Source organism: Paraeggerthella sp. LCP19S3_G8 (assembly GCF_052119225.1).
Taxonomy (GTDB): Bacteria; Actinomycetota; Coriobacteriia; order Coriobacteriales; family Eggerthellaceae; genus Paraeggerthella; species Paraeggerthella hominis.
The window spans coordinates 17,667-33,653 of record NZ_JBQKFQ010000017.1 but is presented as its reverse complement, the minus strand read 5'-3'; the positions used below and the strand labels follow the sequence as shown (position 1 = coordinate 33,653).

The following is a 15,987-nucleotide window of genomic DNA, read 5'->3' as shown; positions in this document are numbered from 1 at the left end:
CGAGACACCAAGCCCCCGTCTGATCAACCTGTCCAGTCTCAAACCAAGCCTTGGCCCAGAGATACCAGTTTTGAGCGGATTCTGACAAAGCCAACTCTTTGATAGCACCAAATTGTCTGCCGTTTGCGCTGTTTGTAAAACTGCCTGGTAATATTCCTAGACGGCCTCCGAATTGCGTATCGGCCGTCATAGTTGTTACTGATTTTTTGGTTTGGTTTTCGTAAAAAACCGTACCATTGGTCCAGTTGGCGAAGTTGCCAGCTTTATTACTGGACAGCTGGACGCTTTTTTCAGCGATGACACCATCAACTTCTTCAACTTTCCCAAATTGGGAAGCTCCATATTCAGTTACGATGCCAAGGAAGCCAGATTCCTTGGCCAATTCCACCTCATAGTTAACATGTACAGCTTTACTGCCATCATTGACGATGGTTGCTTCCATGATACCTTGAGCATTTTTGGCAAAATTAAATATTCTGCCGTGTTTTGCATTTGAGATTCCGTCAAAAATCTCAAACTCAAAGGTGATATCAGCATTGCGGACGAAGCTTGTTGGCGTGCTCATTTTACTAAAGCGGGCACGATACACTCTGTCTGGCTGTTCTTCCAGTTCAAGCACCAATTCCTTGTCCGTAAAGATTCGGTTCAAGCGGTCAATGGTCGCAAAGACATTTTCTGGGATGACCGCTTCAACCTGGATTATTTTACTTCCTCGATGCTGGTGCAGAAAAGTCCTTCCGCTTACTGCGTTATCATCGGATTGGTTCTCGATATCTGCAACCGGCTGAACAATTACCTTTGAGATTTTGACGATATCATTTAGAGCGATACCATCGCATTTTAATTTCTTAAAAAACATCAAGTCCCCCTTCTAAAGATTAAATCGACATTGTCTTCAAAGGCAAATTTGTCACGTAGCTTTTTCCAAATATGGCCAATCAACTTGTCGCTATCGATATACACGCTTCCATCCTTGTCGTAGATGGCTTTCAGTACACTTAGGATTTCAAACAGGACTGCCATAACTTCTCCATTGCTAAATTCACTAGCATCAAGAATTCCGCGACCAATTCCTCCAAGAGTTTTATCATTCAACGGCAATACAGCTTCTGGGCCAGCCTCTCCACCAATCATGGCATTATTGCCATTCATGCCAAACATTGTTGGACCGTTCATGATACCGCCTTTGGCATACCATTGAACACCAATTTTAGGCAATCCCCCTTTTAACCAATCTAAGGGATTTACGGAACCACTAATACTAAAGTGTGGGATGGGGATATGAGGCCATCTAAATTTAAAGTTAAATAATCCTCGAATAGCATTGATTGCATTCGAAACAATATTCTTTGCACCGTTGATTGCATTTGAAATAGTGTTCTTGATACCGTTCCAGACATTAGAAACAGTGCTAGAAATTCCATTCATGACACGGGAAATTGTATTCGAGATACTCCTAAATACACTTGAAGCTGTATTAACAATACTGCTCCATAACCCAGATAGAAAGGAAGAAATGCCATTCCAAACTGCCATGACTGTACTAGAAATAGCGTTCCAAATACCAGAATAGAAAGCTACAAGGAAATTAAAACATCCTTGTGCTAAAGAAAGTATTCCGTTCCAAAGTCCGCTTAAAAAACCTAAAATAGTGTTCCAGACACTTTGAGCAGTCGAAGATATATCACTCCATAGACCGCTAAAGAACGACGCTAAGGCTGTCCAGACAGCTTGAGCGGTTGTTGCGATTGTGTTCCAAGCACTGCCTAAGAAATCCATAAATCCTTGCCAGATTTGTTTGCCCGTTTCGGTCTGAGTGAAGAACCAAACCAAACCGGCAACAAGTGCTGTGATTGCAATGATGACAATCATGATAGGGTTGGCAGACATTACAGCGTTGAATGCTGCTTGTATAGCTGTGCCGGCTTGGATGATCCCATTTTTTATAATTTCGTAGGCAACCATGGCTTTTGTAATAGCTAAGTATGCTGTTACGGCTGAGGTTATAGCAACGATAGCAGTCGTCAAAACATCAACTGCAGGACCACCTTTTTGGAACCAGGAAACAGCATTTTCGACTGTTTCAACCGTTCCTTTTACAACTTCTAGAACAGCTTCGAAAGCAGTTGACAGACCGTCAAATGACCCAGGAGGGACAGAAAATACTTTTTCAAGGAAACTTTGAAAGGCACTGATAACTTGTGGCAATACTTGATTAAAAAGTACATCGAATAACCCAGGTAATGTCTCGCTTAGTGCAACAAGTAACTTAGTTGCACCTTCTACCAAACCAGGCAAGAGAGCACCAACTATTTCTGGGAGGTAGCCAGCTAATGTTTGGATGACTTGAGCGAGGCCCTCAATAAGTCGAGGCAAAGCCTGGACTAACCGTGGAACGATATTTCCAAGAGCAATACCGATGGAATCAGTAAGCCCTCCTACTAACTCGCCAAAATCTTGGTCAGGGTCTGCCATACCTGTTAGGAAATTCTCCCATGCAGCTTTCATCATGCCGATCGATCCAGAGATTGTGGACGCTGCTTCCTTGGACGTTGTCCCGGCAATCCCCATATTCTCTTGCATGACGTGGATAGCTTCGGTTATATCCGCAAAAGAGTCAATATTGTACTTAACACCACTTAGTTTTTCAGCTTCGTCAAGTAACCGTTGCATTTCCTCTTTTGTTCCCAGTTTATACCCCCACTTTCGTGGTATTTAAAAAGGACTTGCATTTCTGCAAATCCTCAGGGCTTAGACTATATCTTTATCAAAATCTTTTTCAAAATACCATTCATAACCTTTGTGTGTTTTTAATTTTTTGTGGCAACATTTAGAAATGCTTGTCACGTCGAACCCATCATTTTTTGCTAATATTTTCGCCTCGTAAAGTTTTGTTTTTCCTGTTTTTCGTTCATATCGTATGACAGGTTTAGCTGTTTTGCTGTTTTCTGCAAACTTTCCAAAACTTGGATGTTTTTCGCCTTTTGGCATATTATTTCTTAATCCATTAATTTTAGCATGATATAAATTTTCTTTTGATGTTGCCCATTCAAGGTTGTTGATATTGTTATTTTGTTTGTTGCAATCAATATGGTTAACTTGTTTTTTATTTTCGGGATTATCTATAAAATTAATAGCTACAAGCCTGTGGATAGAAAAATATTTCCGTTTGTTGTGTTTCCTTAATCCAACTTGTAAATATCCGTTATATTTAAGTGTAGTTTTTATTGGTTGCCCAATCCTCTCGTGCACTCCGTCATGTCTTGTGACACTTCTAACGTTTCCGTTGTCAGATATTTGATAATATCCCTCAAACCCTTTAATATCTTTCCAGTTTTCCATATCTCCACCTCTTTTTTGTATATTTATATTATATCACAATGTACGGTGGTTTGCAACTTTGATTTTGATAGTAGGCGTTTCGAATGTCGTATTAATAGACACCCTACGAGCAAAGCTCTAGTCGTTGAACCTTCCTGTATTTTTACAGGCTTGGCATAGGATTGTCATAGCTTTCGCCTTAGATGTTCCCTATTAGCACATACTTATTTTTTGTTAGTGTATGCACACCCATTAATAAAATGGTTAACCTACTTTTAATACGGCAATATTGTTTACCGTAGCCAAGCTTGAGGTTGTCCAGCATGGTGTAGTTTTGTTTAGAAAAGCCGTTATATGCATTTTGGATAGCTTCCATTGAAGTGCCCATTTTGTTTGCATTATCAGACATATCAACGATTGTCTGGTCGGCTAATTTGGCAGCCTTTTGGGTATCTCCACCGACCGATTGAATCAGTGATGCAGAAAATGATGTTGCTGTTTCCATGTACTGGTTAGCAGATAATCCAGCAGTCTTATATGCATTTTTAGCATTATTCATGACCTCGGACTGAGCGCTATTCAACTGGTCAAATTTTCCTCTAGCTTCTTCAACGCTCTGTCCGATAGATGCCGCATATTCTTCTAGAGACTTCCCCCCTGCTCCAAATAGTGTCTCGACACCACCGACCAACTGTTCGTACTCAGCGTAATGCTTAACAGCTACACCAGTCAAGGTAGACAGTGCAGTAACACCGATGGCAAGCCCAGTGGCCATGACTTTACCAGCTTTTACAGCCACTTGACCTATTTTCCCAAAGATATCAGAGAGCTTCCCATGAGCACCTTCAGCTTTTCCTGTTGTTTCATCAATGGCCCTATTGGCTTCTTTGTTATTGATGCCAATCTTGCCAAACATTTCAAAAACGTTCATATGTTACTCTCCTTTCTTTTGTATTTTCAAAATCGATTCTGCCAAAGCGATAGCTTCTTTATCTTGATCTACAGATTGTTGCTTCTTGCTTTGTTTATCGATATAACTTTTCTTAGAATGCTTCTTAATAAAGTCGGATAAAGTCATGTCAAAGTCTTTTGACTTCCATATGTCTGTCAATTCTTCTTTATCCTGTTCATCAAGCAAGTACATAAAAAAGTCCAAAGACTCGCTTAGAGTTTGTGTCTCTAGCAAAGTCTTTGGATTTCCATATCGTTTAAAAAGTATATCTATGAGCTTATTTGTATCTAAGCCAATAGCGAAGCAATAGATTGGAAAAAATCCTTCAGCTCTGCCTTCTTTCCAAATTCCATCAATAACTTGGTATAGTCGAACATGTTGAGCGTTTCGATTTGCTTTTGACTTGTCCCTGTCAATTCAGCCAAGAAACGATTGATATCTTCCTTGGCATCTCCTACGTGCTTCAAGACAGCAAATCCAAGGTCTGTCACAACGACCATCCCACGCTTCTGGATAGCCAAGCTCGCTTGTTCCTGCTCTTTTTTTGTTGGTTTCTTGTTCTTGTGGTCGGATAGTTCTACCACCTTTTGATTTGTGCCATACTGGCGCTCAATGAGCGCCACGACCTCTTCTTTGATATCTAATTTGCCAATGATAGACAACATCGTAAAGATGTCGCCCCCATTCAACTCACGCATTTTTAGTGTTTCAGCCATTTATGTCTCCTTTTAAACGATTTTCGGGAAGTAGATTCGGCACGGTAAACTCAAATCGTCAACTTGGCCTTCAGCAGCATGTGCCTCAAATGTCATTGAGATAACAGCTTCTTCGTTGTCTTTTGTATCAAAGTCAAGTCCTGACGTGCAAAGAGCGTTATCAATGATAACAATAATAGGGTCATTAGTCCCTGACATAGTACCTACGATACCGAGATTTTCGATATAATCGCCATTTTCAAGTTTTGATTTTCCTGAAACGATCTTGTACCCTGTTGGTGCAGTAGTTCCATCTGCTTCAGTAACCTTACCGTTAATAGATAAACGGATATTTTCCGCTGTGATTTCTTTAACGTTGACTTCGATTTTAGCCGTCTGGCTCTCTAGCAGTTTTTGACCGACAGCTGGCACATATACTCCGTCAACTTCAACAGTACGGTAGTTTGTTTCGATTGTGACCTTGTTACCGCCTGACGTAGCTCCTAACAACTCACCTTCCCAAACTCCATTCCCGTCAGTGCCACCTGCCTTGTTCCAGGTTAGGTTTTTATAAACTGCACCCGCATTAATAAGATAATGCTTTGGCGTATTAGCTGTATAGCCTGTACGTTTTACTGGTGTTTTAACTCCCATTTAATTTCTCCAATCTAATTTAATATAAAAACGCAAATTCCGTCGTTGCAAATCGTCCAGGTTTGTTGGCACGGCCTGCATTGACTGGAATTGCGTTCGCATGTAGCAATCCTCTAGCATTGTGTCAAAATGCCTCAAGTGCATCTTAATGCTCTCAGATAATGTTTCGATTTCGACCTGGTCTAGGCCTTTGTTACAAAAAATATCCACATCCAGGTAACAACCATCTGCATGACGGTCAATACTGGTCAAGCTAGTCGAAAAGACCACATATGGATACTTGACAGTCTTAGCAGAGTTCTTGATGTAGTAGCTCTCACTGTGGACAGTTTTCAGCTCTTTTAAGATTGTTTTGATAACTTCTTTCATCTACCCTCCCAACTCTCTTAAACAGTCCGCCAAAATGTCTCTTATAGCTTTTTGGTTTTTCCTGAATGCTGGTCGTAGGTATGGTTGTGGTGACATTCCGTAAGTAAAATGTACCTCACCGTTTGGTGTTTTATATACCCAACCACCCTTACGACCGTTTCCTTTTTCAGCAAATTCACCAGTGCCATATTCGACATAGATTGCATACTCGCAATTAGTACCAATATAGGCAACCAGTTCGCTCTCGTTGACCTGGTACCCAATGCTGTCTCGTAAGCCTCCTTTATCGACAGGTGCTAAAAGCACAGCGTGACCCTCAACCAACAACGAAGCTTTGATAAGACCTCTAATCGCAGCACGTTCAAGTTCTCTTTTGGCTGCCTCTGAATTATCTACAAATTTCATCAGTGGACACCTTTAATATAGATTTCCAGATGATGGCCAATATTCACCGGATCATCAACATAGGTCACTTCATAGGTTTTTCCATTGACTTCGATTTTGTCTTCAATTTCAGCATTGACTGTCATATTCTTAGTCAAGATGACATGGGTACTGTCTGCAAGATAGGCTAACTTGTCATTGGATTCATTTCCATCAAGCATATCCATATAGCCAATAAATTCAGCTACTTTCTTATGCTCAAAGATTTCTTGTCCAAGTTCATTTTCGCCATTTGCTATATTTTTCAAAAGATAAAACGTTAACATCACGACCACCTCAACTTTCGATACTTGTCCAAGAAACCAAGCAAGCTGACTGGATAACCTTCCGAACTTTCAGCAGCCGTCACATCGTAGTAAGTCACTGACCAACGTGCCACGGTTTCGGATTTGATACCGGCCTTATCTCGCATTTTGGCGTCATAAGCAATCAACTTCTTGACACCTGTCAGCACGTCAGCAGGATAGCTCACTTTAGTTGCTATAGCCCCTGAATTGGTTTCTGTGATAAAATCCCCACGGATAGTAATTGCATCATCAGAGACACTCTCAACAACGTATAGACCATTGTTGTAGTCTGTTCCATTGATTTCTATTGTGTCGCCAGCTTTAAATATATCCAAACGTCCGCTATTAGCTTTGATTGTACTTCCAGATAATCGCAAACCACGAATGCGGAATTTAATCAACTGAAAATTGTTGTTTGTCAACTTTCGGACCATTGTTTCTAGCCCATCACACGTTTCCTGTGTCGCATCTGCATCAAGTTTTAATGCTTCTTCTAGACTAATAATCATACATACCTCCATTTAAAAAGGAGAGTAGCAGACTACTCCCCTAGTTTCGATGCTTCCAAAATTTCAAGCAATGTTTCCGTCTTTGCATTATTGGCATGCTCGATGCCTGCTTCGTCCAATTGAGCCTTTACTTCATCACGGGATAAATCTTCTGGTTCACTACCTTCAACGATTTCTTCGAATCCTGCTTCGATAAGCCGGTTAGCAACCAAATCGCTGTCTGTCTCTTTGATGACGTTCAAGCGTTTAAATTTACGCATGAGCTACCTCCTAAGCTACTGTATTGGCAAAGATTGATTTTTCTTTTGATTTCGGAATCCAGATATCATGATACTTGCGGTAGTCCATATCCCAAGCGTTTGCACGTTGGTTAGTCATTGGATCAAATACACGTACTACGTCTGTTTTAGATACTGCAATAGGTGCATTTTCGGCAACGATAAGCCAGTTAATAGCTTTTGCTAACGGATCAGCCACGAATCCACCTTTTTCTTGACCGCCAGTCTTGCCGTCATTAAATTTAAACGCAGTTTGAAGCAATGATTGTTGTGTTGGCACAATTTCATGACCGTCAATTTTTGTAACAACAGTTGCCACTTCGCCAGCCGGCACTGTGACCGTTGAAATACGTTTAGATGCTTTGTCATCAAGTCCAAGATTAGTCAACATGGTTTCGGACATGGTAATTTTAAGTTTTGCAGTATTTCCGACAATCTCTTTTACTGTTGCAATGTCTTTCAAAAGTTCTTTCAAGATGTTTGAGTCTGTGATTGCAGCAGTACGAGTTTGACCAACTGCAATAGCTTTAGCGGCAATAGCAGAATAGCGATAAGCGTCGATTTCAGGTACAACCAAAGTGCGTTGGAATTCGCCCATGACTGTTCCAGCAGTTGCTACAAAGTTTGTTTCATCCACATCCATAGCGTCCAATTGGAATTTACGACCACGGTCTTGTGTGAGCTTGTAAGTATCCCACGTAAGTGTCACAGCACCATCAACGTAACCAGATGAACGATCATAATCTGCAAGGCCGTCCATAACGATAGACGGCAATTTGACTTCGTTGCCACCGTTGTATTGTACCAATTTACTGTTTACTTCCATCCAACCTGTCGTCGATTCTTGCACAATTTGTTTGTCAAGGACTGGTTGGAAAATTTTTGAATATTCGAGTGTGTTTGCCATTTATTTTTTCTCCTTAAAAAGTTATTTTCCGAAGACAGCTGATTCAAAGTCAGCAGTCAGTGATTTTGATGGGTCAATTTTCCCACCTGGTGGAATATCCACCCCACCTAAAGTTTTAAAGCCGTTATCAGCTTGTTCAGGCTCCGTGGTTTTGAAGAATGTAGGGTGATTAGTCTGTAAGTCCTTGATTTTACTGTCAAGGTCCTTAATACTGCCATCTTCTGCTAATTCCACATCGCCAAGTTTGTACATGAGATAGTCTAAATCAGTCGCTTTAGCACTAGAAAGAGCATCCTTGATAGTCTGCTTCTTAGCTGTTTCTTTCATATCAGCTTCCAACTGTGACACTTTATCCTTGTATGCCTTGAGTTCATTCTGCAACTCTTCGTTGTCCTTATTTGATTTTTTCAACGTGTCAAGCGTGCTGTTAGCTGCTTTTAGCTTTTCGGCTTGCTCGTTGTAGACATCTTTAGGGACAGCGTGTTTCGGAAACTCTTCTTTAAATGCGTTCATGACCGCATCAATTTCCGTTTTTCCGTCTGCAGTATGTTTCTCAATAAGTTCTTTTAACCAATCCATTGTTGGTTTACCTCCATAGATTTTTTATGCTGGCTCTCCCAGCAGGGAGTGTCTGCGATATGCCACACAGACATGGCTTGCCTAGTTTTATGTCATGTGACAGGACAATATAAAAACCGCATCGAATTCGACACGGTTAAGTTATGTGATTAACGCAGTCTTTCCCGCTGTCAAGATGAGTGACCACCTCCTATTTGAAAAGTTGCGCTGATGCAGACCAACCTGCAATAGTGTCAAAAAAGAACACCCCACTTTTTTCTTGGTTTGTACTTTTGCCAAAGTAATCAAAAGCAATGTGCTTATCAGTCACATCCATATTGCTTACGTCTTGAAATAATAATGTTTCGCCATTCTTTAAAAAGATAATAACTTGTTTTTCCATTTTTTTCTCCTCTATTTTGTCAAATCTGTAAACTTATTATTTAGCCCTCGCCCACTCTCGATAATTCCTGTACTTGATAATCTTACCGGTCTCATTATCTCGCCTTGATGTCAATGTGTCATCGTCTTTAAGCCGTGAGATTGTCCGGCATCTACAGTTGACATCCTCGCTTGCAAAACCAAACATATGCGGTTGCTTCGTCCGTAGACCGTTAATCTCAAAATAACCGTCCTTATCAGCCTTTGCACCGTCCAGTTCTGCGTGATTGTGCCTTGTGCGACCGTCCAAAGTCGCTACCCAAACCTTGTCAAACTCAACACCTAGGTTTCTAGCTTCCAATTGAGCTTTTTCCCTAGCTACAGCTTGCACCCGTCCAGCTTCTGTCCTAGTAATCATCATAGCCCGACGATAAGAGCTATACCCCTGTTCTGCCAATCTAGCAGATGCCTGAGCATAACTCGCGCCGTGCAAAAATATACGATTGAGGTCGTCCTTGATGTTGTTTCGTAACCGTTCCACAACCCCATCATTCAAGCGTTCAGATAACTTAAAGTTTGCCACAGGTGTTTCGATAATGGTCCTTAACTCTTCCTCTTTTAGCATGGCAAAGTTAATCCCACCGTGACCGCCCTCAAACTCGTAAAACAGTTCATTATAGGCGATTTTCCCAGTGTCAATTAAATGCCCTGTAATTTCACTTCTAAGCCCTTTTTTTAGTTTATCTGCTGATTGGTCTAATTGCTCTAAAAGTGTGCTCATTTGGTTCAATTTGAGCTTTTGAGAAGATGTCAGGCTATCCAACCGCTGATAATCAACAAGTAAAGACTTTTTCAGGTCTTTTATCGTGTCGATATAGAGGTTATAGAGTCGTTTGTCCGTCGCTTTGTCCGCTTTCTGCAACAGGTTCTCTATTTCCTGTTGGAATTTGTTCAGCTTCGTCATCTGTCACCTCCGTAGACTGGTTGAAATCAGTTTGATACCCCTGCTCTTCCAGTGCTTTCTCAACTTCGTCTGGGTCAACTTCCAAAATACCTGCTAGCAATTCTAAAACAGTGCGGTCATCAAGTCGCTGTGCTGCAGTCATGATGTTGTTAATCAAAATCTGATTGGTTTCGGCTTCCGTCTTAGCAATGGTAGCATTATCTTCTTTATTAGCCATGACGTCTCTTGTAATTGCGACTTCGACTTTACTAGCATCATAATTTTTGCCGTGCAGTTCGTTGATGTTTTCTACAATCAGTTGTAACATCTCTTTGATGACTGCACGCAAGCGTACTTCGATCTTGTTACATTTTAGATCGAGTAGGCTGTATCTTGATTTGATAACTACATTTGTGATATTCCCGTCACCTGTCTGAGAACTGTCAAACCCCATACCAAACTTGTAGATAGCTTCCTTATCTATCTCAAGTTTAGCCTTACGAGCTTCAACAGGGATATTGGTTGTGATGACATCAATGCCCCCGTTTTCACCAACTCCCACGGTCTTCTTGGTCTTGAGGTTTGTGACTAAGCTAGACAGATTGTCGCCCTCGTATCCTCTAACTGCATAAATTGGGTGGTCAAAGTCAATCAAGTTATTTGACAATGCACAAGCCATCATATCATAGTCATCAATAAGGTCTTTGATAGGTTGCAAGTCGTTAGTCTTGCCACGATTGTTTTGCAGACAGATGAATGGCACACGACCGTAGCCCTTGCCAAACTTATCTTCGCCCTTTTGAGCTAGTAGATGTGGCTTAGGATTGTATTCAGCCGAATTATCCAACTTGACCGCTTGACCATCTTCCTGCACAAAATAAAAGACTTCTTCTTTTGTCCATAACTGGATTTTAGTCACAGTCTTTTGTTTGTTATCTTTGACAATTTGTTCATCATAGTAATAAATGATTTGGTCTATGTTGTAAAATTCATTGTAGATCGGAATGATTTTAAGAGCATCAGCAGTTTTAAACCGTAAACGATTATCAGTATCAATTTTCCAAAAGGCATACTCGTAGGATTTCTGACTTGCTCCCTCGACTAACTCTTGTAACATGAGTTGGAAATCTTCGTTGACGTACTCATCTAGATATTCCTGCAATCCAGTTTGCTCAGTTGTAACCTCAATCGGATTGGACAGCAGATACTGTACTTTTTGGTCAACTAGCTCTGTAAAATACTGATGAGCAATCCGTGTGTTACTTCTGTGTTTTTCTTCAACAACTTCACCCTCATTGTTAAAATAAAAAAGACGATAGTTTGCAATATCGTGTTTACCTTCGTAGTAATTGATACCCGTCTGCATCTCTTTTTTCAAAGTGCTTCCACGGTCATTCGAGACCAGCCTTTTCACTTCGGCAACAAGTGCCGATATATTATCTGTTTGTAACATTTCTCCTCCTAAACGAGCCAGCCACTAGATTTATTGCTCGTATAAATTGCATATCTCAAAGCATCTAACACATCGTCATTTTGTTTTACTGGCTCTCCATTTTTCTCATTCCACACATACTGATAAATCTCGTCCTTGAACTTGTTAACCCTCTCAGAACAAACAAAAAAGCGACCTTGCTTCATCAGCTTAGCCACTTGTTCAATACCGCTTAAAACAGATTTGTCAGCATTTATACACCTAATTCCATCACGTTTAAAACGAGATACATGTTCTGGTCTGGCAGAATCAGCATAAAATTTAATATTGCCAAATCGTGTTTTTATATCTTTGGCAATCTCCACCCAATAATCAATTTCTTGGTACTGTGCCGAGTGCTCCTCTAAGAGGTACACCCGTCCATCTGCTGTTTGTCCGCAGACAATGATAGTTCCGTAGTGTTCGTATCCCCAGTCGACACCAGCGTAATAGGTTGTGATGTCGTCTGTCGGAATGTCTTTGTCGGATACCAGCATATCTTCTTTGAAATCACGGTAAACGGCTCCCTCACCGCTAACCCAACGGCCATAGATACCACGCTCTGTAAACATTCCACTTGGAGTTGTTGCGATGAGATTGTCAATATACCTTTGATTCAAAAAAATATTATCAAACACTGTAAAGTGATTTGAGATGATCCTCTTGTTGTCTGCCTTATCTATATAATCCTTTTTTAACCAATGATTCGGGTGATCTGGGTTTGTGTCGCAAATAATACGAGCGCCCAACCCAGAACAACGCTTCCGGATTTCATCAAACACTTCCTTGTTTGCCAACGTCGCTTCGTTGATATAAGCTCCGTAAGCCGTCATACCACGGATTGACCTTAACCCCGCGACTGTGCCGGTGAAGGTTGTGACTACGTACACCCCAAATAGGGTAAAATTTCCGTGTTTATCAAACTTGAAATCAATGCCATATTTCTCTGTTAACTCTTTTAGGATGTTTGTCTGTAAAGTACCAGCACTGGTTGCGCCAAGGATGTACATAGGTTTTTTGATGCCGTCCTTTAGAGCATTCCTTTTCGCCCTACGCAATTCCATAAGAAATAAATCATTATCAAGTTGAGTCTTACCAGCGCGGACCGCCCCATGGTTAATCATCATGTACCAGTCTTCGCGCATAGCCCGTTTTAAAATACTGATCTGCTTATCATGATATAATCCATTAAGATTCACTTAGGGCTTCCTCCAACTTATCAAACAACCTACCGATAGCACCCTCTTGCGATTCGGTGCCTTCGAGAGCCGTTTTTCGTTTTTCGTTTTCCAACTGTATTGCCTTGATACGCTCCCGTTGTTCTTTCTTGTCAAGTGCGTCTTTAGCGTCTGTGGCCGTCAGTTTGCTTATTTGCTCAAACGCTCTTACATTGCCTTTCATGGCTTTCTGCATCATAACCATGGCTAGAGCCATTTCGTTGGTTGTTTCAAAACCGAGGGTTTCTAATTGCTGCTTTACCTTATTACTAGAGACATCAGCTTGCAAGATAGTATTAAATGCTTTTTTTAAGTCTGCTTTTTTACGACGAGAACGACCCGAGTTTATCCCGCCCTTCCGGGTCATCTCTCTAAGTTCGCTCTTACTTCGCCTGTTTGCCGGAATTAAGTTTGTTTCATTAGCCAATCGCCTCACTTCCTTACTTTAAAAAATAAAAAAAGAAGCAATAGCTTCTTAAATTCTTTTATATGATTGTGGTATTTTCCCATTTGCATCAATATCTTTATAGAGTTTAGGCTGTTTAAATTTAAACAACCTATCTATTTGTATTGCTACAGCTTTATTCTTATTTAAATAATATTCATCAAAAAACTCCCTTGATATTCCTGATTTTTTATAGGTTAGTTCCCAAATTTTTTCAGGATTATCTATCAAGACTTGTTTTATTGTAAAAAAACCAACTACTTTGCCTACAGGCTTAGTTGAATAAATATAACATCTTTCTGGAATTTCTTTGAAAAACGACTTTCTATATTCGAAATGTTTCTTTCCTGTCATTATTTGTTCAACGAATTGGGGATTTATTGAAATTACTGCATTAGTCTTTTTCATTTATTTGAACCCCACAATATGATTATCATCCAATGGCAACATTTGATAGCCTAGTTCTTCTAAATCAATTATTGGTGTATTTGAAATATATGCTTTTGTTTCGGGTACTATAATTGTTCCCCAACTAATAATTTCTTTCCAAGTTACATTATTTAATAGCAGCTCATTGTGATCGTATCCTCTTATGCCTTGATAAAAGCCACCGTATATAACAAGATTATCAATTCGATAAATAGCTTCCTCTAAACTTTCCCCGTAAGCTAAATTGTCATCTTCTAAAATCAACTGTCTTAATTGTTTAATATAGCTTTCTTTTTCGTTCATTTCCTTACTCCTTTTCTTTTATTATAAGGAACAGTTTTAAACGGGTCAAGAGAATATCTAATCTTTTTTTACAAAAAGAAAACTTGCTATTTTTACGTTAATTCTAGCATTTTTAGCTAATTGTTTAATAGCTGAATTACCAGTTGGAGTCTTCCCTTTTTCATAGGATTTTAATTTCCAGTTAGGGTTTTTATTCAGTGCGTAAATAAGATTTTTAGCACTTGTGACTATTCTAAAATCAAATCCTTCCTTAGCATAAAAAGTCGCAATTGATTTCAAAAATTTTGTACCAAGCCCAATACCTTGGTAATCGGGTAAAATGACAAGCCTTGTAACTCGTTTAATTTTTTTATTTCTTGGGTGTGGGAAATGCATTACTCCAATAAAACCAACGATTTTATCTTTATCATACAATCCAAAACAACGAGCTGCATTAGCAATGTCGCCATTTAAATAATGATAACGTCTAAATTTTCCCCACTCTGCGATTGAGCATCTTCTAACTTCAAATTGCTTGTAGCTTCGTGGGGGAATTGAAAAACCTGTTGCATTGAATCAGTATTAAAACACCAATCAGGTTGTAAAAATTCCATAACATCATGATGACAACCAACTGCTATAAACTTTTTATCAGGATAGCGCTTTAAAGCTTTTTTCAAAGCTATACAAATTACTTGAGCTACTTGTCTATCTACGACACTAGTAAACTCATCAAAAACGACAAAATTTTTAGTTAAAATTTGTCTTGCTAAGTCAACGCGCATTTTTTCGCCATTAGATAAAACGCTATATGGTTTTAACCAAGAAGGAACACTTCCAAAGCCAACTGCATAGAACATTTTTTGCAATTCTTCTATATTTTCACAAGGTATGCTTTCTATTACCGGTTTATCTGGATAAATGAAGTCATCAATTAATTCATTTCCATATAATTCTTTTGCTATTGTTGTTTTACCTGTACCGCTTCCACCAACAATGAGCCCTATTTGCCAATAGTCCGGATAATTTATATTACCGCTAAAATGTTCTCCTACATGTTCTTCTCCAACGTCAAAGTCTGCCATAACTTTTGAGACTTTAAAAGATTGATTTAATTCATTGTTCTTTATAATATTGAAACTCGGCATTTTATCCCCCTGTCAACAAATTCGTCATATAATTCTTCCAATTTTTGCTCTGATTCAGCTTCAACTATAATTATTGATTGGTCGTCAATTTCTTCAAAATCGGTGTCTTGAATTTCTTCTTTCTCATCTTCCAAAATATTAAAACCGAAGTCTGACATATCAATATCAATTATGTCACCTAATTCTTGATGTAAAAGATCGATATCAAAGTCCGTGTTCATGGTCAACTTATTGTGGGCGAGTATATATGCTTTTTTCTGTTCTTCGTTAAGGTGTGTTAACTTAATTACCTCGACCTCTTCATACCCTAGTTGTTTGAGCGCCATGTATCTTCCGTGGCCCTCAATAATGACGTTATTTTCGTCAATCGCAATCGGGTCGTTGTTTCCGAACTCTAATATTGATTTTTTTATTTGTTCAATTTGTTCAATAGGGTGTAATTTTGCGTTTTTCTCGTATTGCCTAATAATTGATAAGTTAACCTTCTCAATTTCCATTGTTTCCTCCTTTAAAAACAAAAAGACCACATCCATGCGGTCTCCCTGAGTGAAATATTCAGCCCCTTACATGATACTAGCAAAACATGGTCTACAGGTCATCTTTAAATTATTTTATTATTGCTAGTTTTTAACTCCGTGCCAGTGGATCGAACACTGAGTTAAATAAACAGTGACATGTATGCTTATTTAACCTCTCC

At 39.6% G+C, this 15,987-nt stretch carries 24 protein-coding genes; all 24 read right to left on the bottom strand.

The features are described from left to right. The coding region (locus ACTQZK_RS12820) for a hypothetical protein (RefSeq protein WP_441899728.1) at window positions 1–859 on the bottom strand (859 nt) is incomplete at its 3' end. Continuing rightward, complete coding sequence (locus ACTQZK_RS12815) at window positions 859–2,673, bottom strand: phage tail protein (protein WP_441549862.1); 1,815 nt, start codon at window positions 2,671–2,673, stop codon at window positions 859–861. The genes ACTQZK_RS12820 and ACTQZK_RS12815, both read right to left, overlap by 1 nt. A gap of 78 nt (window positions 2,674–2,751) precedes the next feature. After that, entirely contained in the window at window positions 2,752–3,342 is a 591-nt protein-coding gene (locus ACTQZK_RS12810) for an NUMOD4 domain-containing protein (RefSeq protein WP_441549863.1), read from the bottom strand. A gap of 178 nt (window positions 3,343–3,520) precedes the next feature. Further along, window positions 3,521–4,252, bottom strand: a complete 732-nt coding sequence (locus ACTQZK_RS12805) for a hypothetical protein (protein WP_441549864.1) — start codon at window positions 4,250–4,252, stop codon at window positions 3,521–3,523. A gap of 3 nt (window positions 4,253–4,255) precedes the next feature. Next, window positions 4,256–4,507: a hypothetical protein gene (locus ACTQZK_RS12800; RefSeq protein ID WP_441899727.1), complete on the bottom strand. Its 252-nt coding sequence runs from the start codon at window positions 4,505–4,507 to the stop codon at window positions 4,256–4,258. A gap of 53 nt (window positions 4,508–4,560) precedes the next feature. Further along, window positions 4,561–4,989 (bottom strand): hypothetical protein, encoded by a 429-nt coding sequence (locus ACTQZK_RS12795; RefSeq protein ID WP_441549866.1) that lies wholly within the window; start codon window positions 4,987–4,989, stop codon window positions 4,561–4,563. A 12-nt stretch (window positions 4,990–5,001) separates the two neighbouring features. Further along, window positions 5,002–5,622, bottom strand: coding sequence for a hypothetical protein (locus ACTQZK_RS12790; RefSeq protein ID WP_441549867.1), 621 nt, complete (start codon window positions 5,620–5,622; stop codon window positions 5,002–5,004). Continuing rightward, window positions 5,623–5,991, bottom strand: a complete 369-nt coding sequence (locus ACTQZK_RS12785; protein ID WP_441549868.1) for a hypothetical protein — start codon at window positions 5,989–5,991, stop codon at window positions 5,623–5,625. It abuts the gene before it with no gap. After that, window positions 5,992–6,396, bottom strand: coding sequence for an HK97-gp10 family putative phage morphogenesis protein (locus ACTQZK_RS12780; RefSeq protein WP_441549869.1), 405 nt, complete (start codon window positions 6,394–6,396; stop codon window positions 5,992–5,994). After that, window positions 6,396–6,701, bottom strand: coding sequence for a phage head closure protein (locus tag ACTQZK_RS12775; RefSeq protein ID WP_441549870.1), 306 nt, complete (start codon window positions 6,699–6,701; stop codon window positions 6,396–6,398). Before ACTQZK_RS12775 ends, ACTQZK_RS12780 begins: the two co-directional genes overlap by 1 nt. Beyond that, window positions 6,701–7,231 carry a hypothetical protein gene (locus tag ACTQZK_RS12770; protein ID WP_441549871.1) on the bottom strand — a complete coding sequence of 177 codons (531 nt, stop codon included), beginning with the start codon at window positions 7,229–7,231 and terminating at the stop codon, window positions 6,701–6,703. Before ACTQZK_RS12770 ends, ACTQZK_RS12775 begins: the two co-directional genes overlap by 1 nt. 32 nt (window positions 7,232–7,263) lie before the next feature. Next, window positions 7,264–7,491, bottom strand: a complete 228-nt coding sequence (locus tag ACTQZK_RS12765) for a hypothetical protein (RefSeq protein ID WP_343118095.1) — start codon at window positions 7,489–7,491, stop codon at window positions 7,264–7,266. Between the two features lie 10 nt (window positions 7,492–7,501). After that, entirely contained in the window at window positions 7,502–8,416 is a 915-nt protein-coding gene (locus tag ACTQZK_RS12760) for a hypothetical protein (protein WP_441549872.1), read from the bottom strand. Window positions 8,417–8,437: 21 nt separating this feature from the next. Then, complete coding sequence (locus ACTQZK_RS12755) at window positions 8,438–8,995, bottom strand: phage scaffolding protein (RefSeq protein ID WP_441549873.1); 558 nt, start codon at window positions 8,993–8,995, stop codon at window positions 8,438–8,440. A 190-nt stretch (window positions 8,996–9,185) separates the two neighbouring features. After that, window positions 9,186–9,377 (bottom strand): hypothetical protein, encoded by a 192-nt coding sequence (locus ACTQZK_RS12750; RefSeq protein ID WP_441549874.1) that lies wholly within the window; start codon window positions 9,375–9,377, stop codon window positions 9,186–9,188. Window positions 9,378–9,413: 36 nt separating this feature from the next. Continuing rightward, on the bottom strand, window positions 9,414–10,319 hold the full coding sequence (locus ACTQZK_RS12745; RefSeq protein WP_441549875.1) for a phage minor head protein: 906 nt from the start codon (window positions 10,317–10,319) through the stop codon (window positions 9,414–9,416). Continuing rightward, window positions 10,237–11,751 carry a phage portal protein gene (locus ACTQZK_RS12740; RefSeq protein WP_441549876.1) on the bottom strand — a complete coding sequence of 505 codons (1,515 nt, stop codon included), beginning with the start codon at window positions 11,749–11,751 and terminating at the stop codon, window positions 10,237–10,239. Before ACTQZK_RS12740 ends, ACTQZK_RS12745 begins: the two co-directional genes overlap by 83 nt. Window positions 11,752–11,759: 8 nt before the next feature. Further along, window positions 11,760–12,968 carry a PBSX family phage terminase large subunit gene (locus ACTQZK_RS12735; protein ID WP_441541356.1) on the bottom strand — a complete coding sequence of 403 codons (1,209 nt, stop codon included), beginning with the start codon at window positions 12,966–12,968 and terminating at the stop codon, window positions 11,760–11,762. Then, window positions 12,958–13,413: a hypothetical protein gene (locus ACTQZK_RS12730; RefSeq protein WP_441541358.1), complete on the bottom strand. Its 456-nt coding sequence runs from the start codon at window positions 13,411–13,413 to the stop codon at window positions 12,958–12,960. The genes ACTQZK_RS12735 and ACTQZK_RS12730 overlap by 11 nt, the downstream gene beginning before the upstream one ends. A gap of 48 nt (window positions 13,414–13,461) precedes the next feature. Next, entirely contained in the window at window positions 13,462–13,839 is a 378-nt protein-coding gene (locus tag ACTQZK_RS12725; protein ID WP_441541360.1) for an ASCH domain-containing protein, read from the bottom strand. Further along, window positions 13,840–14,163 carry a hypothetical protein gene (locus ACTQZK_RS12720; RefSeq protein ID WP_441549878.1) on the bottom strand — a complete coding sequence of 108 codons (324 nt, stop codon included), beginning with the start codon at window positions 14,161–14,163 and terminating at the stop codon, window positions 13,840–13,842. A gap of 57 nt (window positions 14,164–14,220) precedes the next feature. Next, window positions 14,221–14,604 carry a GNAT family N-acetyltransferase gene (locus ACTQZK_RS12715; protein ID WP_441899729.1) on the bottom strand — a complete coding sequence of 128 codons (384 nt, stop codon included), beginning with the start codon at window positions 14,602–14,604 and terminating at the stop codon, window positions 14,221–14,223. Window positions 14,605–14,612: 8 nt separating this feature from the next. Then, window positions 14,613–15,290: a hypothetical protein gene (locus ACTQZK_RS12710; protein WP_441549879.1), complete on the bottom strand. Its 678-nt coding sequence runs from the start codon at window positions 15,288–15,290 to the stop codon at window positions 14,613–14,615. Continuing rightward, window positions 15,269–15,787 carry a ParB/Srx family N-terminal domain-containing protein gene (locus ACTQZK_RS12705; RefSeq protein WP_441549880.1) on the bottom strand — a complete coding sequence of 173 codons (519 nt, stop codon included), beginning with the start codon at window positions 15,785–15,787 and terminating at the stop codon, window positions 15,269–15,271. Before ACTQZK_RS12705 ends, ACTQZK_RS12710 begins: the two co-directional genes overlap by 22 nt. Between the last annotated feature and the right edge of the window lie 200 nt (window positions 15,788–15,987).

What these genes read in the sequence shown, in the direction of transcription:
- ACTQZK_RS12815 (WP_441549862.1), bottom strand. Translation starts at nt 2,673, where the DNA reads ATGCAACGGTTACTTGACGAAGCTGAAAAACTAAGTGGTGTTAAGTAC.
- ACTQZK_RS12810 (WP_441549863.1), bottom strand. Translation starts at nt 3,342, where the DNA reads ATGGAAAACTGGAAAGATATTAAAGGGTTTGAGGGATATTATCAAATA.
- ACTQZK_RS12805 (WP_441549864.1), bottom strand. Translation starts at nt 4,252, where the DNA reads ATGAACGTTTTTGAAATGTTTGGCAAGATTGGCATCAATAACAAAGAA.
- ACTQZK_RS12795 (WP_441549866.1), bottom strand. Translation starts at nt 4,989, where the DNA reads ATGGCTGAAACACTAAAAATGCGTGAGTTGAATGGGGGCGACATCTTT.
- ACTQZK_RS12790 (WP_441549867.1), bottom strand. Translation starts at nt 5,622, where the DNA reads ATGGGAGTTAAAACACCAGTAAAACGTACAGGCTATACAGCTAATACG.
- ACTQZK_RS12785 (WP_441549868.1), bottom strand. Translation starts at nt 5,991, where the DNA reads ATGAAAGAAGTTATCAAAACAATCTTAAAAGAGCTGAAAACTGTCCAC.
- ACTQZK_RS12780 (WP_441549869.1), bottom strand. Translation starts at nt 6,396, where the DNA reads ATGAAATTTGTAGATAATTCAGAGGCAGCCAAAAGAGAACTTGAACGT.
- ACTQZK_RS12775 (WP_441549870.1), bottom strand. Translation starts at nt 6,701, where the DNA reads ATGTTAACGTTTTATCTTTTGAAAAATATAGCAAATGGCGAAAATGAA.
- ACTQZK_RS12770 (WP_441549871.1), bottom strand. Translation starts at nt 7,231, where the DNA reads ATGATTATTAGTCTAGAAGAAGCATTAAAACTTGATGCAGATGCGACA.
- ACTQZK_RS12765 (WP_343118095.1), bottom strand. Translation starts at nt 7,491, where the DNA reads ATGCGTAAATTTAAACGCTTGAACGTCATCAAAGAGACAGACAGCGAT.
- ACTQZK_RS12760 (WP_441549872.1), bottom strand. Translation starts at nt 8,416, where the DNA reads ATGGCAAACACACTCGAATATTCAAAAATTTTCCAACCAGTCCTTGAC.
- ACTQZK_RS12755 (WP_441549873.1), bottom strand. Translation starts at nt 8,995, where the DNA reads ATGGATTGGTTAAAAGAACTTATTGAGAAACATACTGCAGACGGAAAA.
- ACTQZK_RS12750 (WP_441549874.1), bottom strand. Translation starts at nt 9,377, where the DNA reads ATGGAAAAACAAGTTATTATCTTTTTAAAGAATGGCGAAACATTATTA.
- ACTQZK_RS12745 (WP_441549875.1), bottom strand. Translation starts at nt 10,319, where the DNA reads ATGACGAAGCTGAACAAATTCCAACAGGAAATAGAGAACCTGTTGCAG.
- ACTQZK_RS12740 (WP_441549876.1), bottom strand. Translation starts at nt 11,751, where the DNA reads ATGTTACAAACAGATAATATATCGGCACTTGTTGCCGAAGTGAAAAGG.
- ACTQZK_RS12725 (WP_441541360.1), bottom strand. Translation starts at nt 13,839, where the DNA reads ATGAAAAAGACTAATGCAGTAATTTCAATAAATCCCCAATTCGTTGAA.
- ACTQZK_RS12720 (WP_441549878.1), bottom strand. Translation starts at nt 14,163, where the DNA reads ATGAACGAAAAAGAAAGCTATATTAAACAATTAAGACAGTTGATTTTA.
- ACTQZK_RS12710 (WP_441549879.1), bottom strand. Translation starts at nt 15,290, where the DNA reads ATGCCGAGTTTCAATATTATAAAGAACAATGAATTAAATCAATCTTTT.
- ACTQZK_RS12705 (WP_441549880.1), bottom strand. Translation starts at nt 15,787, where the DNA reads ATGGAAATTGAGAAGGTTAACTTATCAATTATTAGGCAATACGAGAAA.